16 protein-coding genes are annotated in these 19,752 nt (G+C 57.8%); 10 read left to right on the top strand and 6 right to left on the bottom strand.

Annotation, left to right across the window (positions count from 1 at the left end):
- Positions 1-5: 5 nt before the first annotated feature.
- Positions 6-2,582, bottom strand: a complete 2,577-nt coding sequence (locus tag RTP97_RS19275; RefSeq protein WP_312416504.1) for a type VI secretion system tip protein VgrG — start codon at positions 2,580-2,582, stop codon at positions 6-8.
- A 278-nt stretch (positions 2,583-2,860) separates the two neighbouring features.
- Between RTP97_RS19275 and RTP97_RS19270 the strand changes: the two genes are divergently transcribed.
- Both RTP97_RS19270 and RTP97_RS19265 read left to right on the top strand, forming a co-directional pair.
- A complete protein-coding gene (locus tag RTP97_RS19270; RefSeq protein WP_312416501.1) occupies positions 2,861-3,193 on the top strand; it encodes a DUF1971 domain-containing protein in 333 nt (110 codons plus the stop codon).
- A 10-nt stretch (positions 3,194-3,203) separates the two neighbouring features.
- Positions 3,204-3,542, top strand: a complete 339-nt coding sequence (locus RTP97_RS19265; protein WP_312416498.1) for a DUF1869 domain-containing protein — start codon at positions 3,204-3,206, stop codon at positions 3,540-3,542.
- A gap of 5 nt (positions 3,543-3,547) precedes the next feature.
- On the opposite strand, the gene RTP97_RS19260 is transcribed toward RTP97_RS19265, so the two are convergent.
- On the bottom strand, positions 3,548-4,387 hold the full coding sequence (locus RTP97_RS19260; RefSeq protein WP_312416495.1) for a helix-turn-helix domain-containing protein: 840 nt from the start codon (positions 4,385-4,387) through the stop codon (positions 3,548-3,550).
- Between the two features lie 168 nt (positions 4,388-4,555).
- Between RTP97_RS19260 and RTP97_RS19255 the strand changes: the two genes are divergently transcribed.
- The 3 genes from RTP97_RS19255 to RTP97_RS19245 are packed head-to-tail and all read left to right on the top strand — an operon-like array spanning position 4,556 to position 8,878.
- Entirely contained in the window at positions 4,556-6,367 is a 1,812-nt protein-coding gene (locus RTP97_RS19255; RefSeq protein WP_312416493.1) for a DUF2264 domain-containing protein, read from the top strand.
- Between the two features lie 37 nt (positions 6,368-6,404).
- Entirely contained in the window at positions 6,405-7,658 is a 1,254-nt protein-coding gene (locus RTP97_RS19250) for an oligosaccharide MFS transporter (RefSeq protein WP_312416492.1), read from the top strand.
- Between the two features lie 32 nt (positions 7,659-7,690).
- Entirely contained in the window at positions 7,691-8,878 is a 1,188-nt protein-coding gene (locus tag RTP97_RS19245) for a glycoside hydrolase family 88 protein (RefSeq protein WP_312416490.1), read from the top strand.
- A gap of 83 nt (positions 8,879-8,961) precedes the next feature.
- Here RTP97_RS19245 and RTP97_RS19240 read toward each other — a convergent pair whose 3' ends face one another.
- The 4 genes from RTP97_RS19240 to qseB all read right to left on the bottom strand — a co-directional run bounded on the left by RTP97_RS19240 (position 8,962) and on the right by qseB (position 12,001).
- Entirely contained in the window at positions 8,962-9,276 is a 315-nt protein-coding gene (locus RTP97_RS19240) for a putative quinol monooxygenase (protein ID WP_042390335.1), read from the bottom strand.
- A 30-nt stretch (positions 9,277-9,306) separates the two neighbouring features.
- Positions 9,307-9,888 (bottom strand): NAD(P)H-dependent oxidoreductase, encoded by a 582-nt coding sequence (locus RTP97_RS19235; protein WP_312228729.1) that lies wholly within the window; start codon positions 9,886-9,888, stop codon positions 9,307-9,309.
- A gap of 107 nt (positions 9,889-9,995) precedes the next feature.
- Positions 9,996-11,345: a quorum sensing histidine kinase QseC gene (gene qseC, locus RTP97_RS19230; protein WP_312416488.1), complete on the bottom strand. Its 1,350-nt coding sequence runs from the start codon at positions 11,343-11,345 to the stop codon at positions 9,996-9,998.
- Complete coding sequence (gene qseB / locus RTP97_RS19225) at positions 11,342-12,001, bottom strand: quorum sensing response regulator transcription factor QseB (protein WP_312416486.1); 660 nt, start codon at positions 11,999-12,001, stop codon at positions 11,342-11,344. The genes qseC and qseB overlap by 4 nt, the downstream gene beginning before the upstream one ends.
- Before the next feature lie 150 nt (positions 12,002-12,151).
- Between qseB and RTP97_RS19220 the strand changes: the two genes are divergently transcribed.
- The 5 genes from RTP97_RS19220 (at position 12,152) to RTP97_RS19200 (ending at position 19,642) form a co-directional block, all read left to right on the top strand.
- Positions 12,152-12,559, top strand: coding sequence for a NirD/YgiW/YdeI family stress tolerance protein (locus tag RTP97_RS19220; RefSeq protein ID WP_312416484.1), 408 nt, complete (start codon positions 12,152-12,154; stop codon positions 12,557-12,559).
- Between the two features lie 118 nt (positions 12,560-12,677).
- Positions 12,678-14,936, top strand: a complete 2,259-nt coding sequence (gene parC, locus RTP97_RS19215) for a DNA topoisomerase IV subunit A (RefSeq protein ID WP_312416482.1) — start codon at positions 12,678-12,680, stop codon at positions 14,934-14,936.
- 182 nt (positions 14,937-15,118) lie between these two features.
- Complete coding sequence (locus RTP97_RS19210) at positions 15,119-15,856, top strand: 1-acylglycerol-3-phosphate O-acyltransferase (RefSeq protein WP_312416479.1); 738 nt, start codon at positions 15,119-15,121, stop codon at positions 15,854-15,856.
- 50 nt (positions 15,857-15,906) lie between these two features.
- Positions 15,907-17,319 (top strand): cell division protein FtsP, encoded by a 1,413-nt coding sequence (ftsP, locus tag RTP97_RS19205; protein WP_312416478.1) that lies wholly within the window; start codon positions 15,907-15,909, stop codon positions 17,317-17,319.
- A gap of 148 nt (positions 17,320-17,467) precedes the next feature.
- Positions 17,468-19,642, top strand: coding sequence for a YgiQ family radical SAM protein (locus RTP97_RS19200; protein WP_312416477.1), 2,175 nt, complete (start codon positions 17,468-17,470; stop codon positions 19,640-19,642).
- The last annotated feature ends 110 nt before the right edge of the window (positions 19,643-19,752 follow it).

The following is a 19,752-nucleotide window of genomic DNA, read 5'->3' as shown; positions in this document are numbered from 1 at the left end:
GGTCATCAGATAATCTCCAGTCGGTAGGTTTCAAGGTCGGTGGCATCCAGCAGGGCAGAGCAGCCGTCACCGTCTGTTTCTCCTTCCAGAACATCTCCTGCCGAATTTTTTAGGCGGAATTTCCGGTTCGTCAGGATCTGCTCAGGGTCATCGCTGGCATGCAGGCGGAAACGGCGCTTAAACGTCCCTTTGTCGAATGACGGCATCTGCGTTTTCAGGCTCTCTGCGTCCTGATAAGAAAAACTGGTGCTTTTGATATCCACCGCCACGGGAGAGAAGATCTCAATCAGGCCGTTTGCGTTGATTCGGAATCCACCCCCGCCACACGTCAGCTGTATACCTTGCTTCGCGCTGACGTTCACTTTGCCGTCCGTACTGGTCAGGGTCATAGTCTGCTGTGAAAGCTGGTTCATCGCGCCACGCTGAGCCTGCACGTTGATATCCCCGGCGCCAGCTACCATCCGGATACCGAGTTTGCGGGCAAACAGCGAGAGCTTTTCGCCCACGGCCAGCGAGAATTTTTTCAGCACGTTTACACTGGCATCACTTCCGGCTGTCAAAATCAAATCCTTTCCAGCAGAGAGCTGCAGGCTGCCTGGGGTGATGTGCGCCTGACCGTCACTGGCATAGGAGAGCAGACCGGCCCCTTTCAGCTGGTTCAGCGCTTGGTTAAGCTGTTGCTGCTGCGCAGTATCCACTGCGCTGACGCCCGCTGTGATGGCACACTGTTGCAGGGTAGTTGCCAGCGACAGGGCACTTTCCAGCGCGGCGATCGCAGCCGTCATATCCAGCTGATGTCCCTGCGCGCGGGGCTGGGGTTCAGTGGTGAGCATGATCCCTTTCGCCGCACGTAAGGCCATCCAGTTATCGGTTCGCCCCTCAAACCCTTCGCCGCGCCGTTTCCCCTGAGCATCAACCAGGTGACCGACGCTGATCTGACTCTTGCCATGCTCGGTGGAAACTTTTATGTGCTCCTGACCGCGCTTATCCTCCAGGCGAATTTTGTTAAAACTCGCCGTCCTGATGACGTTACGCGTGTCATTACGCATATTGACCAGATCGGTCCGGTAGCCGTCGTGCAAAACGTGGGAGATGAAAGGCCGATCCGGATCGCCGCCTTCAAAGGCCACGGCAACTTCCGTCCCGTCGAGTAAGGGGAAATGAAAGCCGAACGTATCACCGGCATAGGGTCTGCCCAGACGTACCCAGGCGCTTTCAAATCCCGGCAGCTGTTCGTTGAGGTCGAAATCAAACTTCACGTGATAACGGCCCTGCGCATCAATACCGGCATACGTTTTACTGCTCTGACGCCCGACGACACGAGCCGGGACCGTCCCGGCAATCACCGGACGGGGCAGAAATTCAGGCCGAAAGCTGTAGCTGTCCCTGAACGGGATCCCTTTCAGGATGGCCCGATAGCGTTCGCTGCGGCTGCCGCTGATTTCCAGCGTGGTGATGAGAAAACCCTGCTTAAACCCTTCTGGAATATTGCCCTCTGGATGAAACAGTACGCCGGGCTGTAAACGGGTATCACTGGTTATGGCACCCAGCACATGCTGGCTGTTCAGCAGATATTCGTGCCGCAGTCTGGCATAAAAGGTAGCCGTCTCAGCCTCCTGACCATAAAAGTCTCCATCAGTGAGGTAGCGATCGGCGTAATGGTATGCCTGGCCGAAAGTGATACCGTCAGGAATAGCGATATCGTGCAGAGACTTAGTAGCCTGATGAGAGAGTGGGTCCCGGTAGTTATACGTTCTCACGAGCACGCTTTCAGGCACCAGGGCATATCTCTCCTCCAAATCCGTCACATAATCGTCGTGGCTAGTCATGCCAGAGTTGCGGACATACGGCACTTTATTATCGCGATAGAGATATCTTCCCGGTGAGTCCCCAAATAGCGTTACCACCTCGCTAGCCACCTTTTTATGATTCTCAAAGCGAAACCAGATCCCTACCTCCGCCAGCAGGCGGCGAATAAACTGCAGATCGGTTTCCTTCCATTGAATAACCATTTCCCGTTGTGGGTAGGTCCGGCTCAAATTGTCAAAATCGATGTTGTAGCCTTCGAAATAGCCACTCTCTTTCATCAGTTTCTCGACCATTTCTGGTACTGTCATGTTCGTATACACCGCTGAACGATGGTTACGATCGAGCAGAGCCAGTTCATGCTCCAGCACACATTCGTAGACGGCTTCGTTTGCCGATTTACTAAGGCGGGAAAATGCGGTGATGATTCCATTCACCTGACGGACCGGCACCCAGGATGGAACATTCGTTACCCATTTACTTTTTTCGGGATTGGGTGCTCGCATCAAAAACTTGGCGTTCTGGTTTAATACCTGCTCTACCGGGATATTTTTATCGGAACATGTAAAACGAATGCTGTAGCGGTAAGGTTGGCTGAATGCTTCAGTTGCGGTAAATGAAAGTACATCGGGAGTGACATTCATATTACGGGGAAAATAGAGTAAATAACGATTTAAAGTATTTTCCTGCTGTATGGGATCGGGCGTTGGCATGTTCAAAATATCCTTTTGCTTAATCAGCAATAACCATTCAAAACAATACGCCGTAAAAACCACAAAGAATATAGGTGTCAAATGAAATAAATATAATTTTACAATATCGTCGAGCTAATATTCACATATTAAATGGTGGTCTCAATATGTATTTATATGCTTTATTGAATCACGTCTCTTTTAATAAAAAGCTGCTTTATTCTAGCAACTCACAAGTATTATCCGTAGGGTGCTTTTTTTACCCCCTCCGCTACCCCTTTAGGTGACTCACCTTCCTCTTTTAACAGGTATATGATCTGCAAAATAAGTTTTTCCAAAAACCCTTACCACGAGGATGAAACATGCAGCGCATTGTCATACCAACCCACTACGTTCACGTCCGCTCGACGCCCCTGTGGACCAAACAGACCGCGCCAGCGTCTATCTGGCAACGGCATCTGGATGCGGGCACGCGGCAGGGGGTTAACCCACGCCTCTGCGTGATGCAGGGAACCATCCGCTACTACGGGTACGCCGATGAGACCAGCCCGGAGCCGGTGGAGACCCTGACCATTGAGGCAGGGCAGTTTGGCGTCTTTCCGGCAGAGAAGTGGCACCGCATCGAAGCCCTGTCTGACGATACGGTATTTAACGTCGATTTTTGGGTCGATCCGCAAGTGCTCATTGAAGGTTGAGGTAACTATTATGACCATGGAAAACAGAGGCTACGCCTTAGCGGTTACACACGGCAGCAGCAGCGCAACGGCAGAGAAAACATACCTGAAGCCGATGTCGCTCTACGTCCCAGCTATCGCCCACGCGGCAGTGGCGGAGCTTATCAACACCCTGGCGGATAAAAGTGAAAGCGAGAAAGGTTTTACGTTGACGGTAACGAACAACAACAACGGCGTATCCGCCGATAAAGACTTTTCCCGCCTTGCTGAATTAGAAGATGCCACCACGGCGGCGGACACGGTGAAGGATCTGATTAATATCGTGCGCGGCTATGAATCAGACGAAGAGACCAACGTCTGCGGCTGGTAAACACCTTACCCCGCCGAGTGGTTCTTCCGGTACTGGAGCGGCGTCTCGCCGATGCCCTTTTTAAACGAGCTGATAAACCAGGTCACGTCGGAAAAGCCTACCCGCGCAGCGATGTCACGCACGCTTTCGTCGCTGTGCAGCAGGCACTCGCAGGCCTTGCGCAGCCGCAGGGTGTTCAGGTAGTCGTGGATCTTTTCGCCCGTTTCGGCATGAAATTTTCGCGACACGTAGCTTCGCGATTTCCCCAGCTCGTTGGCGAGGGCGTCGAGGCTAAATTTATGCTGGTAGTGCTCATCGAGCCAGAACATCGCCTGGCTGGCAATGCTGCGGCTGTCGCCGGGCGCGCCGTCGCGATCGGCAGGCAGCATGGCAAACAGGCTGATGAGCAGGCTGGCGACGCTTTCGCTGTTCATCGGTTGCGGGTAGCAGCTAAACAGATAGTCGATATGGCTATGGCAGGCGGCAACGTCCGCCACCCACGCCGGGCCGCCGCGCCGGGAGAGTATGTGTAGTCGCTGCTGGGCCTGCGGAAAATCGCGCAGCGCCTTCAGCACCGCATGGTGATCGAGGTGGATGATGGTGCGCCGGTAGATCGCCTCGGCCTGCTCATCCACCATCACCTTGTGCAGGGTAAAGGGCGGAAAGAAAAAGAGCCGCCCCGGACGCATGGTGTAGTGGCGATTATCGACAATAGCCACCCCGAAACCCTCCTCAACGTAGAGGATCTCCAGACACTGGTGCCAGTGATGATAGCGCACGGTATTGGCAAACAGGCGGCTGAACGACACCACGGCGTCGTTTAAGGTAATCAGCTCCAGATAGTCAGATTTTGGCTCATCGCGCATAGTGCAATAAAACTCAACTTTTACCCCTCTGCACGCCTTTATAAACCACCTTTTTAAATTTTCTCAACTGCGAGTTTATCCATCTTTCCCGGCTGTGACGTGGCTAACATTTCTGCGCGCCAGCGATTCACTATCCTTGAGCCACTTTGTTAAGAGGCTGATGCGGAAATGGAAACATCAAATGTATTGTCATCCCGGCAGGACGTTGTTGATCTGGTCACGGATATACTGGGCGCGCTGGATAAGCAGTTTCCCGAGGGGCAGTCAGGCTTCGCGCTAGGCAACACCTGTGCCCACTACAGCGCTGAGATTGCCAACATGGAAGGGCTATCGCGGGCGCTGTGGGGCCTGTTTCCGCTGTTGGCCGCCGGGGAGGAGACGCCGCTCAGCGCCAAATACATTACCGCAATCAAGCAGGGGACCGATCCGCACAGCGCAGGCTACTGGGGCGAGACCGGACCCTACGATCAGCGGCTGGTGGAGATGGCGGCCTATGGCCTGGGCCTGGCGCTGATGCAGGACCGGCTGCTGGCCTGCTTTACTCCGCGCGAGCAGGAGAACCTCCACGCCTGGCTGAACCAAATTACCGATGCCGAAATGCCCGACAGCAACTGGAACTACTTCGCCATCATGGTACAGCTCGGCTTTAAACGCGCCGGGCTGCCATGGGATCGGCAGGCGGTAGAGCGGCGCTTTGCGATGATGGAGGCCTACTATCTTGGCGACGGCTGGTACTCCGACGGGCCGGGGCGACCAAAGGATTACTACATCTCGATGGCGTTTCACTTCTACGGCCTCATCTACGCCACGCTGAACGCCGGAGACGATCCCCATCGCGCCGCCACCCTGCGGGAGAGGGCACAGCTGTTCGCTCAGGACTTTATCACCATGTCGGCGGCGGGGGGAGAGTCGGTGCCCTTTGGCCGCAGCCTGACCTACCGCTTTGCAATGGTGGCCTTCTGGAGCGCGGTAGCATTTAGCGGGCTGGCGGTGTTTACGCCAGGGATAGTGAAGGGGATCGTTCTTCGCCACCTGCGCTGGTGGCTGGCGCAGCCTATCTTTGACCGGGACGGCATTCTGACCCTCGGCTTTGCCTACCCGAACCTCGCCATGTGCGAAGACTACAACTCTCCCGGCTCGCCCTACTGGGCGCTGAAGGTGTTCCTGATCCTCGCTCTGCCTGAAACGCATCCGTTCTGGCAGGCAGAGGAGGAAACCTTGCCAGCGCTGGCGGCACGGCGGACGCTCCCGCATGCCGGGCAGATCCTGATGCACAGCGAAGCCTCGCGGCACGTCTGCATGCTCGCCTCTGGCCAGCTTGAGCTGAACAACTACGTCAATACCGAGGCGAAATACACCAAGTTTGCCTACTCCAGCCGCTTCGGCTTCACCATTGAGCGCGGACGCTACGGCATCAAGCACGCCGCCTGCGACAGCATGCTGCTGCTGGCAGAAGGGGATGAGTACTACCGGGGCCGTCGCGGCTGCGACGAGACGGTGGTTAATGAAGCGTACATCTTCTCGCGCTGGTCGCCGTGGCACGACGTGCAGATTGCTACCTGGCTGATCCCCTGCGGCGACGGCCATCTGCGCCTGCACCGCATCGACACCGCGCGCCATCTGAACAGCGTTGAGGGTGGTTTCGCGGTGATGAAAGCGCCGCATCAGAGCCAGGCCTCCGGCTGTGTGGTTCATGCCGCCAACGGCAGCAGCGCTATCTACGATCTCTCGTTCGGCCTTGAGCGCCACGGCGACTGCGTCATCACGCCGCCCAACAGCAGCGTGATGTTTGCCGAGTGTGCGGCGATCCCGGTCTTAACTGCCACCCTGACGCCGGGACGTCACTGGCTCTGCTGCGCCGCTATTGCGGGCGATCCGGCACAAAGCGATATGACCTCTCTTCCCGAGGTGCTTCTGGATAACGAAACGCTGACGGTGCGCCAGGCAGGCCACCCGACGGCGTTAGTCATTACGTTATAAAAAAATCTGACCCCTACATGCTTTCGTCGAGGATAGTATGGATAAAATAATTAAAACCAACCGGACTGAATATTACAAAATCAGCTCCTTTATCTTTCTCTACTTCTTTACCTGGTCGGCCAGCATTGGTCTGCTGGCCATCTGGCTCGGACAAAAGGCTAACCTAAGCGGAACGGTGATCGGCACGGTATTTGCCGTCAACGGTATCTTCTCGGTGATCCTGAAGCCGATCTATGGCTACATTCTGGATAAGATCGGCATGAGCAAATATCTGCTCTATTTCGTTGTTGCCGTCTCGGCCCTGATGGCCCCGTTCTTTATCTATGTCTACCAGCCGCTGCTGCTCTCCAATACGCTTCTGGGGATCGTCGTCGGCGCTATCTATTTAAGCTTTGCCTGGTACGCGGGCGTTGCCGCCTGCGAATCCTATACCGATCGCTACAGCCGTCTGAACGGCATGGAGTTCGGCCAGATCCGCATGTGGGGATCGCTGGGCTGGGCGGTAGCCTCCTCCTTCTCTGGCCTGCTGTTTAACCTCTCTCCGGCATACAACTTCATCATGGGCAGCGTCGCCTCCCTTGTAATGCTGGTGGTGCTGGTTAGCCTGAAGGTGGATACGCGAACCGAGCGTGCGGGCGAGGTGCTGGCGAAGGAGAAGATTGTTCCTGCCGATGTCTACGCCCTGCTGAAAAACCGCAAGTTTTGGGCCTTCTGCCTCTACGTGGCGGGTGTGGCGTGGATGATGTTTATCGCCGAGCAGCAGTTCTCCCGCTACTTCGTTACCTTCTTTGACGATGTGCACCAGGGCAACGCCGTATTCGGCTATCTGGGCACCGTGCAGTCGGGAATGGAATTTGTGATGTACATGATCATCCCGATGTTTGTGAACTACGTTGGGGCTAAACGCGGGCTGCTGATCGTTGGGCTGGTGGTCGGGGCACGGCTGATTATCTCCGGGCTATGTGATTCCCACCTCTTAATCTCTGTGCTCAAGCCGCTCTACGGTCTGGAGATCTGCCTCCTGCTGGTGTCGGTCTTTAAATATATCGCCGAGCATTTCGATAAGCGCGTGAACGCCACCATGTACCTGCTGGGCTACCAGGCGATGCTCTACGTCGGCAACGTGGTGGTCTCATCCCCGGCGGGGATCCTCTACGACAAAATCGGCTTTGAGCAGACCTATATCATCATGGGCGCGACGGCCCTGATCTTTACCCTTATATCAGCCTTTACCCTGTCGGCCTGCCAGAGCAAGCGGCGCGGCGCGCCTGCGGTCAACGTCGCCGGGTAGATTATCCATTCACAAAGTAGAAGGACCGGAATATGTTAAATCGTATCGTTGAGGAGCGTCTGGGAGAGGTTCCCGCGCCGGTGGATGAGCGCGCCTTTCAGGATGAGCTGGTGACCGCCCGTCGTCAGACCCTCGAGCTGATAAGCCGTCATTTAACGGAGTTCGGTGAAAAGTTTCCAGCCGAAACCTGCGTCAAAGGCTACTACCCGTTAACCGAGAACGTGGAGTGGACCACCAGCTTCTGGACCGGGCAGCTGTGGCTGGCATGGGAGATGAGCGGTGAGGCATCGTACCGTGCGTTGGCAGAGAAGCACGTGCGCTCCTTCGGGCTGCGCATTGCCGGACGCCAGGATACCAATACCCACGATCTCGGTTTTCTCTATACGCTCTCCTGCGTGGCGGCCTGGCGATTGACCGACAACCGCGACGCGCGCGGCTTTGCGCTGCAGGCCGCCGAGGCGCTGCTGGAACGGTTCCATCAAAAGGCACAGATTATCCAGGCGTGGGGCGATCTTAGCGATCCGCAGCAGGCGGGGAGGATGATCATCGACTGCAACATGAACCTGCCGCTGCTCTACTGGGCCAGCGAGCAGACTGGCGATCCGCGCTTTGCCGAGGCGGCGAAGGCCCACGTTCAGCAGGCGGCGGCGTATCTGATCCGCGACGATGCATCAACCTTCCACACCTATTACATGGATGTGCAGACCGGTGCGCCGCGCTACGGCAATACCCAGCAGGGCTATGCCGACGACTCGTGCTGGTCGCGAGGGCAGGCGTGGGGGATCTACGGCTTCCTGTTGAGCTACCTCTACACCGGCGATAAGACGATGGTGGCGCTATCAAAAAGGCTGGCGAACTACTTCCTCAATCGCCTGCCGGAGGATGGTGTCTGCCACTGGGATCTGGCCCTGGTGGGCAGCGATGCGCTGCGGGACTCCTCGTCCGCCGCCATTGCCGTCTGCGGCCTGCTGGAGCTGGTGAAGCAGCTGCCGGTGAGCGACCCCGATCGCGCCCGCTATCAGCAGTGGGCAATGCACATTATGTCGTCGTTGAATAAGCACTATCTGATGGGTGTTAACGAGCCCGGCAACGGGCTGCTGAAGCACTCGGTGTACCATCTTGCGAGCAATAAGGGCGTGGATGAGTGTGCCAGCTGGGGGGATTACTTCTACGTCGAGGCGCTGATGCGGTTTAATGAGAGCTGGAAGCTCTATTGGTAACGGGTATAGGTGGTAAACGCCCGGTGGCGCTGCGCTTACCGGGCCTACGTCGTATAACATGCGGGGGCCTGGCCCCCGCCTGATTAAACCCCTTGCTCCAGAATGCGGATATGGGTCTCTAACACGTCGCTTTTTACCGCCTCGCCCCACGCTTTCATGTGCGGGGTTTGCAGGTGCGCTTCAAGATGGGCCACGGTCTCCCACTGCTCAACCATCACGATCGAGTCCGGGTTGGTGGCCTGAAAGCTCACGTTGGCGGCGGTGTCTACCATCGGCGCATAGCCGTGGCAGCCCGCTTCCTCTAATACGGTGGGGATAATTTTCGCAAACTCGTCCAGTACGGCCTGGCGATGATGCTGGCCCGGACGGGTGCGGATCTCTGCAATCACTGTCAACATGGTCAACTCCTTCTTTGTACCGTCTGACAGTTAAGCAAAAATTTCCGCAAGATGCTTGCGATATTCTGCGGTATAGCGAGGCACGTCCGGCATTTTAATCACGTCGTTAGCGATAAAGGTCGGCAGCGCGTCCATTCCGAGGAACTGGTTCGCCTTGTGGAACGGCAGATAAACGCCGTCAACGCCCACGCCGTGGAAGAACTGCTCTTTGTCGGTGAACGCGTCCAGCGGGGCGTTCCAGGTCAGCGACAGCATGTAGGTTTTGCCCTGAATCAGGCCGCCGGAGCCATATTTTTTCGCATCGTCAGAGCGGGTACGGCCATCGCTGGCGTACAGGGAGCCGTGGCCTTCGGTAAAGACGTCATCAATGTACTTTTTCACGGTCCACGGTGCGCCCATCCACCAGCCCGGCATCTGCCAGATCACGGTGTCAGCCCACAGGAAGTTCTGCACTTCCTCTTTCACATCGTAGTCGCCGTCGGTGCGGACCACTTTCACGTCGTGCCCGCTGTCGCGCAGGAAGCTGGCGGCGACATCGGTCATAGTGTCATTCAGCTGGCCGTTAGAGTGGCCAAATTTTTTAGCGCCGTTGATAATTAAGATATTGCTCATTATTTGTCCCGGTAGAAAACGAATTTGCCGACTATTCTAACGGCCTCGACTAGAGAGAAAAATGAGCAAAATGTGCAAAGACTTTTGCTTATATAGCAATAATTCAGCTACCAGCTCACCCGGACTACCGCACCACCTTCCACCGCATTGTCCATCGTCACCGTCATGTTGTGCAGCGTGGCGATACGTTTCACAATCGACAGCCCCAGGCCGCTGCCGGTCTCTTCCTGCCCCGGTGGGCGATAAAAGCGTTCGCCGAGACGCGGCAGCGCCTGAGGCGGAATGCCTGGTCCATTATCGCGTACGGTAAAGCAGCGCTGCTCCAGCGTGACGTCAATCCGGCTGCCGCGCGGGCTGTAACGCACAGCGTTATCCAGCAGGTTACGCACCAGCAGGCTGAGCAGCAGCGGTTGTCCGGGGCGCGTCACCTCCGGCGCATCGAGAGTAAGGTGGATCGCAATGCCTGCCCGGTGCGCCAGGGCATCAATATCCATCACCGCCGATTGCAGAAGATCGGCCAGGGCGATCTGTTCGACATCGTCCAGGTTATCGAGCGAGTCGAGGCGCGAAAGGGTAAGCAGCTGATCCACCAGCCGTGTCGCGCGGTCGATACCGGTATGCAGCTGGCTCAGCGCACGCCGCTGACCTTCGGCGTCATCCCATGAGAGCTGCGCCACTTCAGCCTGGACCTTCAGTGCGGCAAGAGGGGTACGCAGCTCGTGAGCCGCGTCGGAGGTAAAGCGCCGCTCGCGAGCCATCATCTGCTGGGTACGGGCAAACAGGCTGTTTAACGCGTCCAGCAGAGGCCGTACCTCCGACGGAATAGCATGAGTGGGAAGCATATCGGTGGTATCCGGCGCACGCTGGTTTAGCGCCCGGGCCAGCTTTTTCAGCGGACGCAGCTCACGGCTGAGCAGCAGCACCAGGCAGAGCAGCATCAGCGGCAGCGCCACCAGCCAGGGGGTAAGCTGGGAGGTGACGATATCCATGGCCATCTCTTCGCGATACTCCCACTCCTGACCCACTACGATGCGGTATCTGCCGTCAGGGGCGGTGAGCCAGAGAAGACGCCAGGCATCGTTATCATCTTTAAGCTGCCCGTTGCTAAAACCATCCCGGCGGTAGTGATAGGGGATCTCCTGACCGTTTTCGCCATCGTGCAGCAGCAGTTTGCCGTCGCGAGAGTAGATGGCAAAAGCCAGGGCGTCATCATCGAGATGACCATGCCGGATCTTATCCGGCGTGCGAACCTGGCGCAGCGGGGCAGGGACATTATCGAGATCCATCGCCAGCAGGCGTTTGGCGAAAAGCATCTGCTGGGTATCGAAGAGCTTATCCAGCTTGTGGGAGGTCTGCTGCCAGGCGGCCACGCTTGCGGTCAGCCAGGCGGCCAGCGCCAGCAGGCAAAAAAGCAGGGTAAGCCGAACCCGCAGGCTTAAGCGTTGCGTCAGTTTCATTCGTTGTCCAGGGTGTAACCAATGCCGTGCACGGTGCGGATAAACTCTGCGCCCAGCTTGCGGCGCAGGTGATGGATATGCACCTCAACGGCGTTGCTCGATACCTCGTCATCCCAGCTGTAGAGCTTCTCCTCTATCGCTTTGCGCGGCAGCACGCGCCCGGCGTTGCGCATCAGCAGCTCCAGCAGAGCAAACTCTTTCGGCTTGAGGATCAGCGTCTCACCCTCAACGAGCGCCACCAGACGGATGGGATCGAGCGTGACCTTGCCGTGGCGCAGCTCGCTGTGGGTTTGACCATGGCTGCGGCGAATGAGCGCTTCAAGCCGGGCTGCAACCTCAATTAAGGCGAAGGGTTTACAGAGATAGTCATCCGCGCCGAGGCGTAAACCCTCGATGCGCTGGTTTAAGGCATCACGTGCGGTCAGGATCAGCACCGGCTCGCTGCGGCCCGCCTGACGCCAGTCGTGGAGGATCGCCAGTCCGTCAATCTCTGGCAGCGTCAGGTCGAGGATCACCGCATCGTAGGGGGCGCTATAGAGCGCCTCTCTCCCGACGCCGCCGGTGATAAACCAGTCAACGGTGAAGCCCATTTTACCCAGCCCGGCTTTGATACCGTCGCCTATCAGCTTGTCATCTTCCACCAGTAAAATTCGCATCTGCCTCTCCTTGCCGCTGCTTGCTTTTACGCAGTAAACCTCCTGTAACCTACGGCTGTACAGTAAAAAAATTTAAATTTTCCGCTTAAGAAGTTGTTAAGAACTACCCTGTTTAATGGAGCATGACACCAGACAAAAAGGAGATACATGATGAAGAAATTTGCTGCTATTGCCGCCATCGCCATGATGGCCTCCGCCCCTGTTTTCGCCGCCGAGGGTGGCTTCAGCGGGCCATCCACCACGCAAACCCAGACGCAAAACCAGACTCAGCAGGGCGGCTTCGTGGATAAAAACGCCACCTCGACAACTGCGGCGAAAGCCAAGGATCTGAAAGATGACAGCTGGGTGACGCTGCGGGGTAACATAACCGAGCGCCTCTCTGACGATCGCTACGTCTTCCGCGACGCCAGCGGTACGGTCAACGTTGAGATCGATCAAAAACGCTGGAACGGCCAGAACGTGACCCCGCAGGATCAGGTTGAAATTCAGGGTAAAGTTGACAAAGACTGGAACGAGTTTGAGATCGAAGTGAAGCAAATCACCAAGCTCGCCAAGTAAATCCCTGAAGGGCCGGTTATCCGGCCTTTTTCTTGTGACTCAGAAGGGCAGATAAGGTAAAATCTGCGGCAATATTGCCCCTGAATAATTGGGTGCAAACGCTGAGGAATCACACGTAATGAGCGATATGGCAGAGCGCCTCGCGCTACATGAATTCACTGAAAACGCCTACCTGAACTACTCCATGTACGTCATCATGGACCGTGCGCTGCCGTTTATCGGCGACGGCCTGAAGCCGGTGCAGCGGCGTATCGTGTACGCCATGTCTGAACTGGGCCTCAACGCCAGCGCGAAGTTTAAAAAATCTGCCCGTACCGTGGGCGACGTGCTGGGTAAATACCATCCGCACGGCGATAGCGCCTGTTATGAAGCGATGGTGCTGATGGCCCAGCCGTTCTCCTACCGCTATCCGCTGGTTGACGGCCAGGGTAACTGGGGCGCACCGGACGATCCGAAATCCTTCGCGGCGATGCGTTACACCGAGTCGCGCCTCTCCAAATACGCCGAGCTGCTGCTGGGCGAGCTGGGGCAGGGGACGGTCGACTGGGTGCCTAACTTTGACGGCACGATGCAGGAGCCGAAGATGCTGCCTGCTCGCCTGCCAAACATTCTACTGAACGGCACTACCGGCATCGCCGTTGGCATGGCGACGGACATTCCGCCGCACAACCTGCGTGAAGTGGCGCAGGCGGCCATCGCCCTGATTGACCAGCCGAAAACGACGCTCGATCAGCTGCTGGATATCGTCCAGGGGCCGGACTACCCGACCGAGGCGGAGATCATCACCTCCCGGGCAGAGATCCGCAAAATTTACCAGAACGGCCGCGGCTCCGTGCGCATGCGTGCGGTGTGGAAAAAAGAGGATGGCGCGGTGGTGATTACCGCGCTGCCGCACCAGGTTTCTGGAGCGCGCGTGCTGGAGCAGATCGCCGCCCAGATGCGCAATAAAAAGCTGCCGATGGTGGACGATCTGCGTGATGAGTCCGATCACGAGAACCCGACCCGTCTGGTGGTGGTGCCGCGCTCCAACCGGGTGGATATGGATCAGGTGATGAACCACCTGTTCGCCACCACCGATCTGGAGAAGAGCTACCGTATCAACCTGAACATGATTGGCCTCGATGGACGTCCGGCGGTGAAAAACCTGCTGGAGATCCTCACCGAGTGGCTGGCGTTCCGCCGCGATACCGTGCGCCGCCGCCTGAATCATCGCCTGGAGAAGGTGCTCAAGCGTCTGCATATCCTCGAAGGTTTACTGGTGGCGTTCCTCAACATCGACGAGGTGATTGAGATCATCCGCGGTGAAGATGAGCCCAAGCCGGTGCTGATGTCGCGCTTTGGCATCAGTGAAACCCAGGCCGAAGCCATTCTCGAGCTGAAGCTGCGCCACCTTGCGAAGCTGGAAGAGATGAAGATCCGCGGCGAACAGAGCGAGCTGGAGAAAGAGCGCGACCGTTTGCAGAGCACCCTCGCTTCAGAACGCAAGATGAGCACGCTGCTGAAGAAAGAGTTGCAGGCCGATGCCGATGCGTTCGGCGACGATCGCCGCTCACCGCTGCACGAGCGTGAAGAGGCGAAGGCGATGAGCGAGCATGATATGCTGCCATCCGAGCCGGTGACTATCGTGCTGTCGCAGATGGGCTGGGTACGCAGTGCCAAAGGTCATGACATCGATGCCCAGGGCCTGAGCTACAAGGCGGGCGACAGCTGGAAAGCATCAGCGAAAGGCAAAACTAACCAGCCGGTGGTCTTTATTGATACCACCGGACGCAGCTACGCCGTCGATCCGCTGACCCTGCCGTCGGCGCGCGGGCAGGGCGAACCGGTGACCGGCAAGCTGACGCTGCCGCCGCGTGCCACCGTTGAGCATATGGTGATGGCCGGTGAGGAGCAGAAGCTGCTGATGGCCTCCGATGCAGGCTACGGCTTCGTCTGCACCTTCAACGATCTGATTGCCCGCAACCGTGCCGGTAAGGCGCTGATTACCCTGCCGGAAAACGCGCACGTGCTGCCGCCGCTGGAGATCGTCGACGATAGCGACCTGCTGCTGGCGATCACCGCCGCCGGGCGCATGCTGATGTTCCCGATTAGCGATCTGCCGCAGCTGTCGAAAGGTAAAGGGAATAAGATCATCAGCATTCCAGCAGCCGAAGCGGCGAAGGGAGAGGATAGCCTGGCGCACCTCTTTATCCTGCCGCCGCAGAGCACGCTGACCCTGCACGCTGGCAAGCGCAAAATCAAAATGCGCCCGGAAGAGTTGCAGAAGGTGCACGGCGAGCGTGGCCGTCGCGGGACGCTGATGCGCGGTCTACAGCGTATCGACAAGGTCGAGATTGACTCGCCGCGTCGGGCAACGGCTGGCGACAGCGAAGAGTAATCCCTGTGTGCTTCTCCCCCTTCCAGCCGAAGGGGGAGCTACCCATAAAATTTCCCGTAAAGTCATTGTTAAATCGCAGGTTACGATTGACAATACCTTTTTTCACGGACCCGATGGAACAAAGCCGTGCACCGTCAGCCGCTACACTATACTGGGCGGGTGTCCGGGCTTTCGAGGTAGCTATGCTATTCATTTTACGCGTAATCATTGTTGTAATTTACAGCATCCTGGTCTGTATCTTTGGCTGTATCTACTGCCTGTTTAGCCCACGGAATCCAAAGCACGTCGCCACCTTTGGCCATCTTTTTGGCCGTCTGGCTCCGGTGATGGGCATTAAAGTAGAGCTGCGCCTGCCGCCTGATGCGGCGACGTATGGCAATGCGATCTACATCGGCAACCACCAGAACAACTACGATATGGTCACCGCAGCCAGCATTGTGCAGCCGCGCACCGTCACCGTTGGCAAGAAAAGCCTGCTGTGGGTCCCGTTCTTTGGCCAGCTCTACTGGCTAACGGGTAACCTGCTGATCGACCGCGATAATCGCGCCAAAGCGCACGGGACTATCGCTCAGGTGGTCAAGCATATCCAGAAGCGCGATATCTCTATCTGGATGTTCCCGGAAGGCACCCGCAGCCGCGGGCGTGGGCTGCTGCCGTTTAAGACCGGTGCGTTCCATGCAGCCATTGCGGCTGGCGTGCCCATTATTCCGGTATGCGTTTCAAACACCTCCAACAAAATTAACCTTAACCGTTTGAATAACGGCCTGGTGATTGTCGAGATGCTGCCGCCGGTGGATACCAGCCAGTTTGGTAAAGATCAGGTCCGCGAGCTGGCCACCCACTGCCGGACGCTGATGGCAGAGAAGATCGCCGAGCTTGATAGCGAAGTCGCCGCCCGCGAAGCCGCTGACAAGCGGTAAGAGTAGTCGAGCTTTTTACGCGCTTTAGTCCGTTTTACAGGGAGCAAGATATGTCACTCAGTCGGCGTCAGTTTATCCAGGCCTCCGGCGCTGCGCTTTGTGTAGGCGCGGTGCCGCTACCGGCCAACGCCGCCGGACAGCAGCAGCCGCTGCCCGTGCCGCCGCTCGTTGAATCCCGTCGTGGGCAACCGCTGTTTCTAACCCTGCAGCGGGCGCACTGGTCCTTTACGCCAGGCACGCGTGCCCAGGTGTGGGGCATCAACGGGCGCTATCTTGGGCCGACCATACGCGTCTGGAGCGGCGATGACGTGAAGATGATCTACAGCAATCGGCTGGCAGAGAATGTTGCCATGACCATCAGCGGCCTGCAGGTTCCCGGTCCGCTGATTGGCGGCGCGGCGCGAATGATGTCCCCCAGCGCCGACTGGGCGCCGGTGCTGCCGATCCGCCAGAGCGCGGCGACGCTCTGGTATCACGCCAACACGCCAAACCGTACCGCTGAGCAGGTCTATAACGGACTGGCGGGGATGTGGTTGATCGAGGATGAGGTCAGTAAATCCCTGCCGATCCCCAATCACTACGGCGTGGACGACTTTCCCGTTATTATTCAGGATAAGCGGCTGGATAACTTCGGCACGCCGGAGTACAGCGAGCCGGGCAGCGGCGGCTTCGTTGGCGATACGCTGCTGGTCAACGGCGCGCAGAGTCCCTATGTCGAGGTGTCACGCGGCTGGGTGCGTCTGCGCCTGTTAAACGCCTCTAACGCTCGTCGCTACCAGCTGCAGATGAGCGATGGCCGGGCGCTGCACGTTATCTCCGGTGACCAGGGCTTTTTACCCGCGCCGGTGTCGGTGAAGCAGCTCTCGTTGGCCCCTGGCGAACGGCGGGAAATCCTCGTGAATATGACCGACGGCGACGAGGTCTCGATCACCTGCGGCGAGGCGGCAGGAATTGTTGACCGCATCCGCGGCTTCTTTGAGCCGTCGAGCATCCTGATCTCGACCCTGGTACTGACGTTACGTCCTACCGGGCTGCTGCCGCTGGTGACCGATACGCTACCGCTGCGGCTGCTGTCGACGGATCTGATGAGCGGCGCGGCGGTACGCAGCCGCGATATCGCCCTCGGCGACGATCCGGGCATCAACGGCCAGCTGTGGGATATCAAGCGCATTGATATTACCGCTCAGCAGGGGACGTGGGAGCGTTGGACGGTGCGCGCCGACACGCCGCAGTCGTTCCATATTGAGGGCGTCAGCTTCCTGATCCGCAACGTCAACGGCGCCATGCCGTTCCCGGAGGATCGGGGCATGAAGGATACCGTCTGGGTGGATGGGCAGGTTGAGCTGCTGGTCTACTACGGGCAGCCCTCCTGGCCGCACTTCCCGTTCCAGTTCTTTAGCCAGACGCTGGAGATGTCAGATCGCGGCTCTATTGGTCAGCTATTGGTCAACCCGGCACCCTAAATCGCCGGGTGGCGGCTTCGCCTTACCCGGCCTACGCAACCTGTATGCCGGGTAAATATCCCGTACAAAATTCCTTCATTTCCCACACTGTTCAAGCGTATAATCGCCGCCCTTTGACGATCTCTTTTTAACCACTCCCGGAAGCATTATGAGCGCTATTTCCCTGATCCAGCCGGATCGCGACCTCTTCTCATGGCCGCAGTACTGGGCTGCCTGTTTCGGCCCCGCGCCGTTTTTGCCTATGTCACGTGAAGAGATGGATGAGCTTGGCTGGGACAGCTGCGACATCATCCTGGTTACCGGGGATGCCTACGTCGATCATCCGAGCTTTGGCATGGCGATCTGTGGACGCATGCTGGAGGCGCAGGGCTTCCGCGTCGGCATCATTGCCCAGCCGGACTGGAACAGCAAAGAGGACTTTATGCGCCTCGGCAAGCCAAACCTGTTCTTCGGCGTCACCGCAGGCAACATGGACTCGATGATCAACCGCTACACCGCCGATCGCAAGCTGCGCCATGACGACGCCTACACGCCGGATAACGTGGCGGGCAAGCGCCCGGACCGTGCGACGCTGGCCTATACCCAGCGCTGTAAAGAGGCGTGGAGAGATGTGCCGGTGATCCTCGGCGGCATTGAGGCGAGCCTGCGCCGTACCGCGCACTACGACTACTGGTCGGATACCGTGCGCCGTTCGGTGCTGGTGGATTCTAAAGCCGATATGCTGATCTTCGGCAACGGCGAGCGCCCGCTGGTAGAGGTGGCCCATCGCCTGTCACAGGGCGAGCCGGTTTCCAGCATTCGTGACGTGCGTAATACCGCGATTATGGTTAAAGAGGCGCTGCCGGGCTGGAGCGGGGTGGATTCGCGCATCATTGATATGCCGGGCAAAATTGATCCGATCCCCCATCCCTACGGAGACGATCTGCCGTGCGCGGACAACAAGCCTGTTGAGCCTAAAAAAGCTGAAGCGAAAGCCGTTGTCATCCAGCCGCCGCGTCCGAAGCCGTGGGAGAAGATCTACGTTCTGCTGCCCTCTTTTGAGAAGGTAAAAGCCGACAAGGTGCTCTATGCCCACGCGTCGCGTATTCTGCACCATGAGACCAACCCTGGCTGTGCGCGGGCGCTGATGCAGAAACATGGCGACCGCTACATCTGGATCAACCCGCCGGCGATCCCGCTCTCTACCGAAGAGATGGACAGCGTCTTTGCGCTGCCCTACAAGCGCGTACCGCATCCGGCCTACGGCAGCAGCCGCATTCCGGCCTACGAGATGATCCGCTTCTCGGTCAACATCATGCGCGGTTGCTTCGGTGGCTGCTCCTTCTGCTCGATCACCGAGCACGAAGGGCGAATTATCCAGAGCCGCTCTGAAGAGTCGATCATCAACGAGATTGAAGCCATTCGTGACACCGTGCCCGGCTTTACCGGCGTGATCTCCGATCTGGGTGGCCCAACGGCTAACATGTATATGCTGCGCTGCAAGTCGCCGCGTGCGGAGCAGACCTGCCGTCGTCTGTCCTGTGTCTATCCGAGCATTTGCGAGCACATGGACACCAACCACGAGCCGACGATCAACCTCTACCGTCGCGCCCGCGACCTGAAAGGCATCAAGAAGATCCTGATCGCTTCCGGGGTGCGCTACGACATCGCCGTGGAAGATCCGCGCTACATCAAAGAGCTGGCCACCCACCACGTGGGCGGTTATCTGAAGATTGCCCCTGAGCATACCGAAGAAGGCCCGCTGTCGAAGATGATGAAGCCGGGGATGGGCAGCTATGACCGCTTTAAAGAGCTGTTCGATACCTACTCGAAACAGGCCGGGAAAGAGCAGTACCTGATCCCATACTTTATCTCTGCCCACCCGGGTACGCGTGATGAGGATATGGTGAACCTGGCGCTGTGGCTGAAGCAGCGTCGCTTCCGTCTGGATCAGGTGCAGAACTTCTACCCGTCACCGCTGGCGAACTCGACCACCATGTATTACACCGGCAAGAACCCGCTGAGTAAGATTGGTTACAAGAGTGAAGATGTGGTGGTGCCGAAGGGAGACAAACAGCGTCGCCTGCATAAAGCCCTGCTGCGTTATCACGATCCGGCTAACTGGCCGCTGATCCGCCAGGCGCTGGAAGAGATGGGGAAAAAGCACCTGATCGGCTCACGTCGCGACTGCCTGGTGCCTGCGCCTACGCTGGATGAAATGCGCGAAGCGCGTCGCCAGAACCGCAACACCCGTCCGGCCCTGACCAAGCACACGCCGATTGTGCATCAACGTTCGAACGCCGGGGCGACTGCGAAGAAGGGTGTAAAACGTAAGATCGGTTAAACGGTAAAAATGCCCGGTGGGGCTGCGCTTACCGGGCCTACATAACGATGCTCAGGCCGGGTAAGGCGAAGCCGCTACCCGGCTTTTTTTGTCTTCCGGACTGGGAAATT

Source organism: Pseudescherichia sp. (assembly GCF_031998825.1).
GTDB lineage: Bacteria > Pseudomonadota > Gammaproteobacteria > Enterobacterales > Enterobacteriaceae > Pseudescherichia.
The sequence above is the reverse complement of the archived record's forward strand: the minus strand, read 5'-3'. Positions and strand labels throughout refer to the sequence as shown.

Bases quoted from the DNA above. Each gene is read 5' to 3' on its own strand.
- RTP97_RS19270 (WP_312416501.1), top strand. From the start codon at position 2,861: ATGCAGCGCATTGTCATACCAACCCACTACGTTCACGTCCGCTCGACG.
- RTP97_RS19265 (WP_312416498.1), top strand. From the start codon at position 3,204: ATGACCATGGAAAACAGAGGCTACGCCTTAGCGGTTACACACGGCAGC.
- RTP97_RS19260 (WP_312416495.1), bottom strand. From the start codon at position 4,387: ATGCGCGATGAGCCAAAATCTGACTATCTGGAGCTGATTACCTTAAAC.
- RTP97_RS19255 (WP_312416493.1), top strand. From the start codon at position 4,556: ATGGAAACATCAAATGTATTGTCATCCCGGCAGGACGTTGTTGATCTG.
- RTP97_RS19250 (WP_312416492.1), top strand. From the start codon at position 6,405: ATGGATAAAATAATTAAAACCAACCGGACTGAATATTACAAAATCAGC.
- RTP97_RS19245 (WP_312416490.1), top strand. From the start codon at position 7,691: ATGTTAAATCGTATCGTTGAGGAGCGTCTGGGAGAGGTTCCCGCGCCG.
- RTP97_RS19240 (WP_042390335.1), bottom strand. From the start codon at position 9,276: ATGTTGACAGTGATTGCAGAGATCCGCACCCGTCCGGGCCAGCATCAT.
- RTP97_RS19235 (WP_312228729.1), bottom strand. From the start codon at position 9,888: ATGAGCAATATCTTAATTATCAACGGCGCTAAAAAATTTGGCCACTCT.
- qseC (WP_312416488.1), bottom strand. From the start codon at position 11,345: ATGAAACTGACGCAACGCTTAAGCCTGCGGGTTCGGCTTACCCTGCTT.
- qseB (WP_312416486.1), bottom strand. From the start codon at position 12,001: ATGCGAATTTTACTGGTGGAAGATGACAAGCTGATAGGCGACGGTATC.
- RTP97_RS19220 (WP_312416484.1), top strand. From the start codon at position 12,152: ATGAAGAAATTTGCTGCTATTGCCGCCATCGCCATGATGGCCTCCGCC.
- parC (WP_312416482.1), top strand. From the start codon at position 12,678: ATGAGCGATATGGCAGAGCGCCTCGCGCTACATGAATTCACTGAAAAC.
- RTP97_RS19210 (WP_312416479.1), top strand. From the start codon at position 15,119: ATGCTATTCATTTTACGCGTAATCATTGTTGTAATTTACAGCATCCTG.
- ftsP (WP_312416478.1), top strand. From the start codon at position 15,907: ATGTCACTCAGTCGGCGTCAGTTTATCCAGGCCTCCGGCGCTGCGCTT.
- RTP97_RS19200 (WP_312416477.1), top strand. From the start codon at position 17,468: ATGAGCGCTATTTCCCTGATCCAGCCGGATCGCGACCTCTTCTCATGG.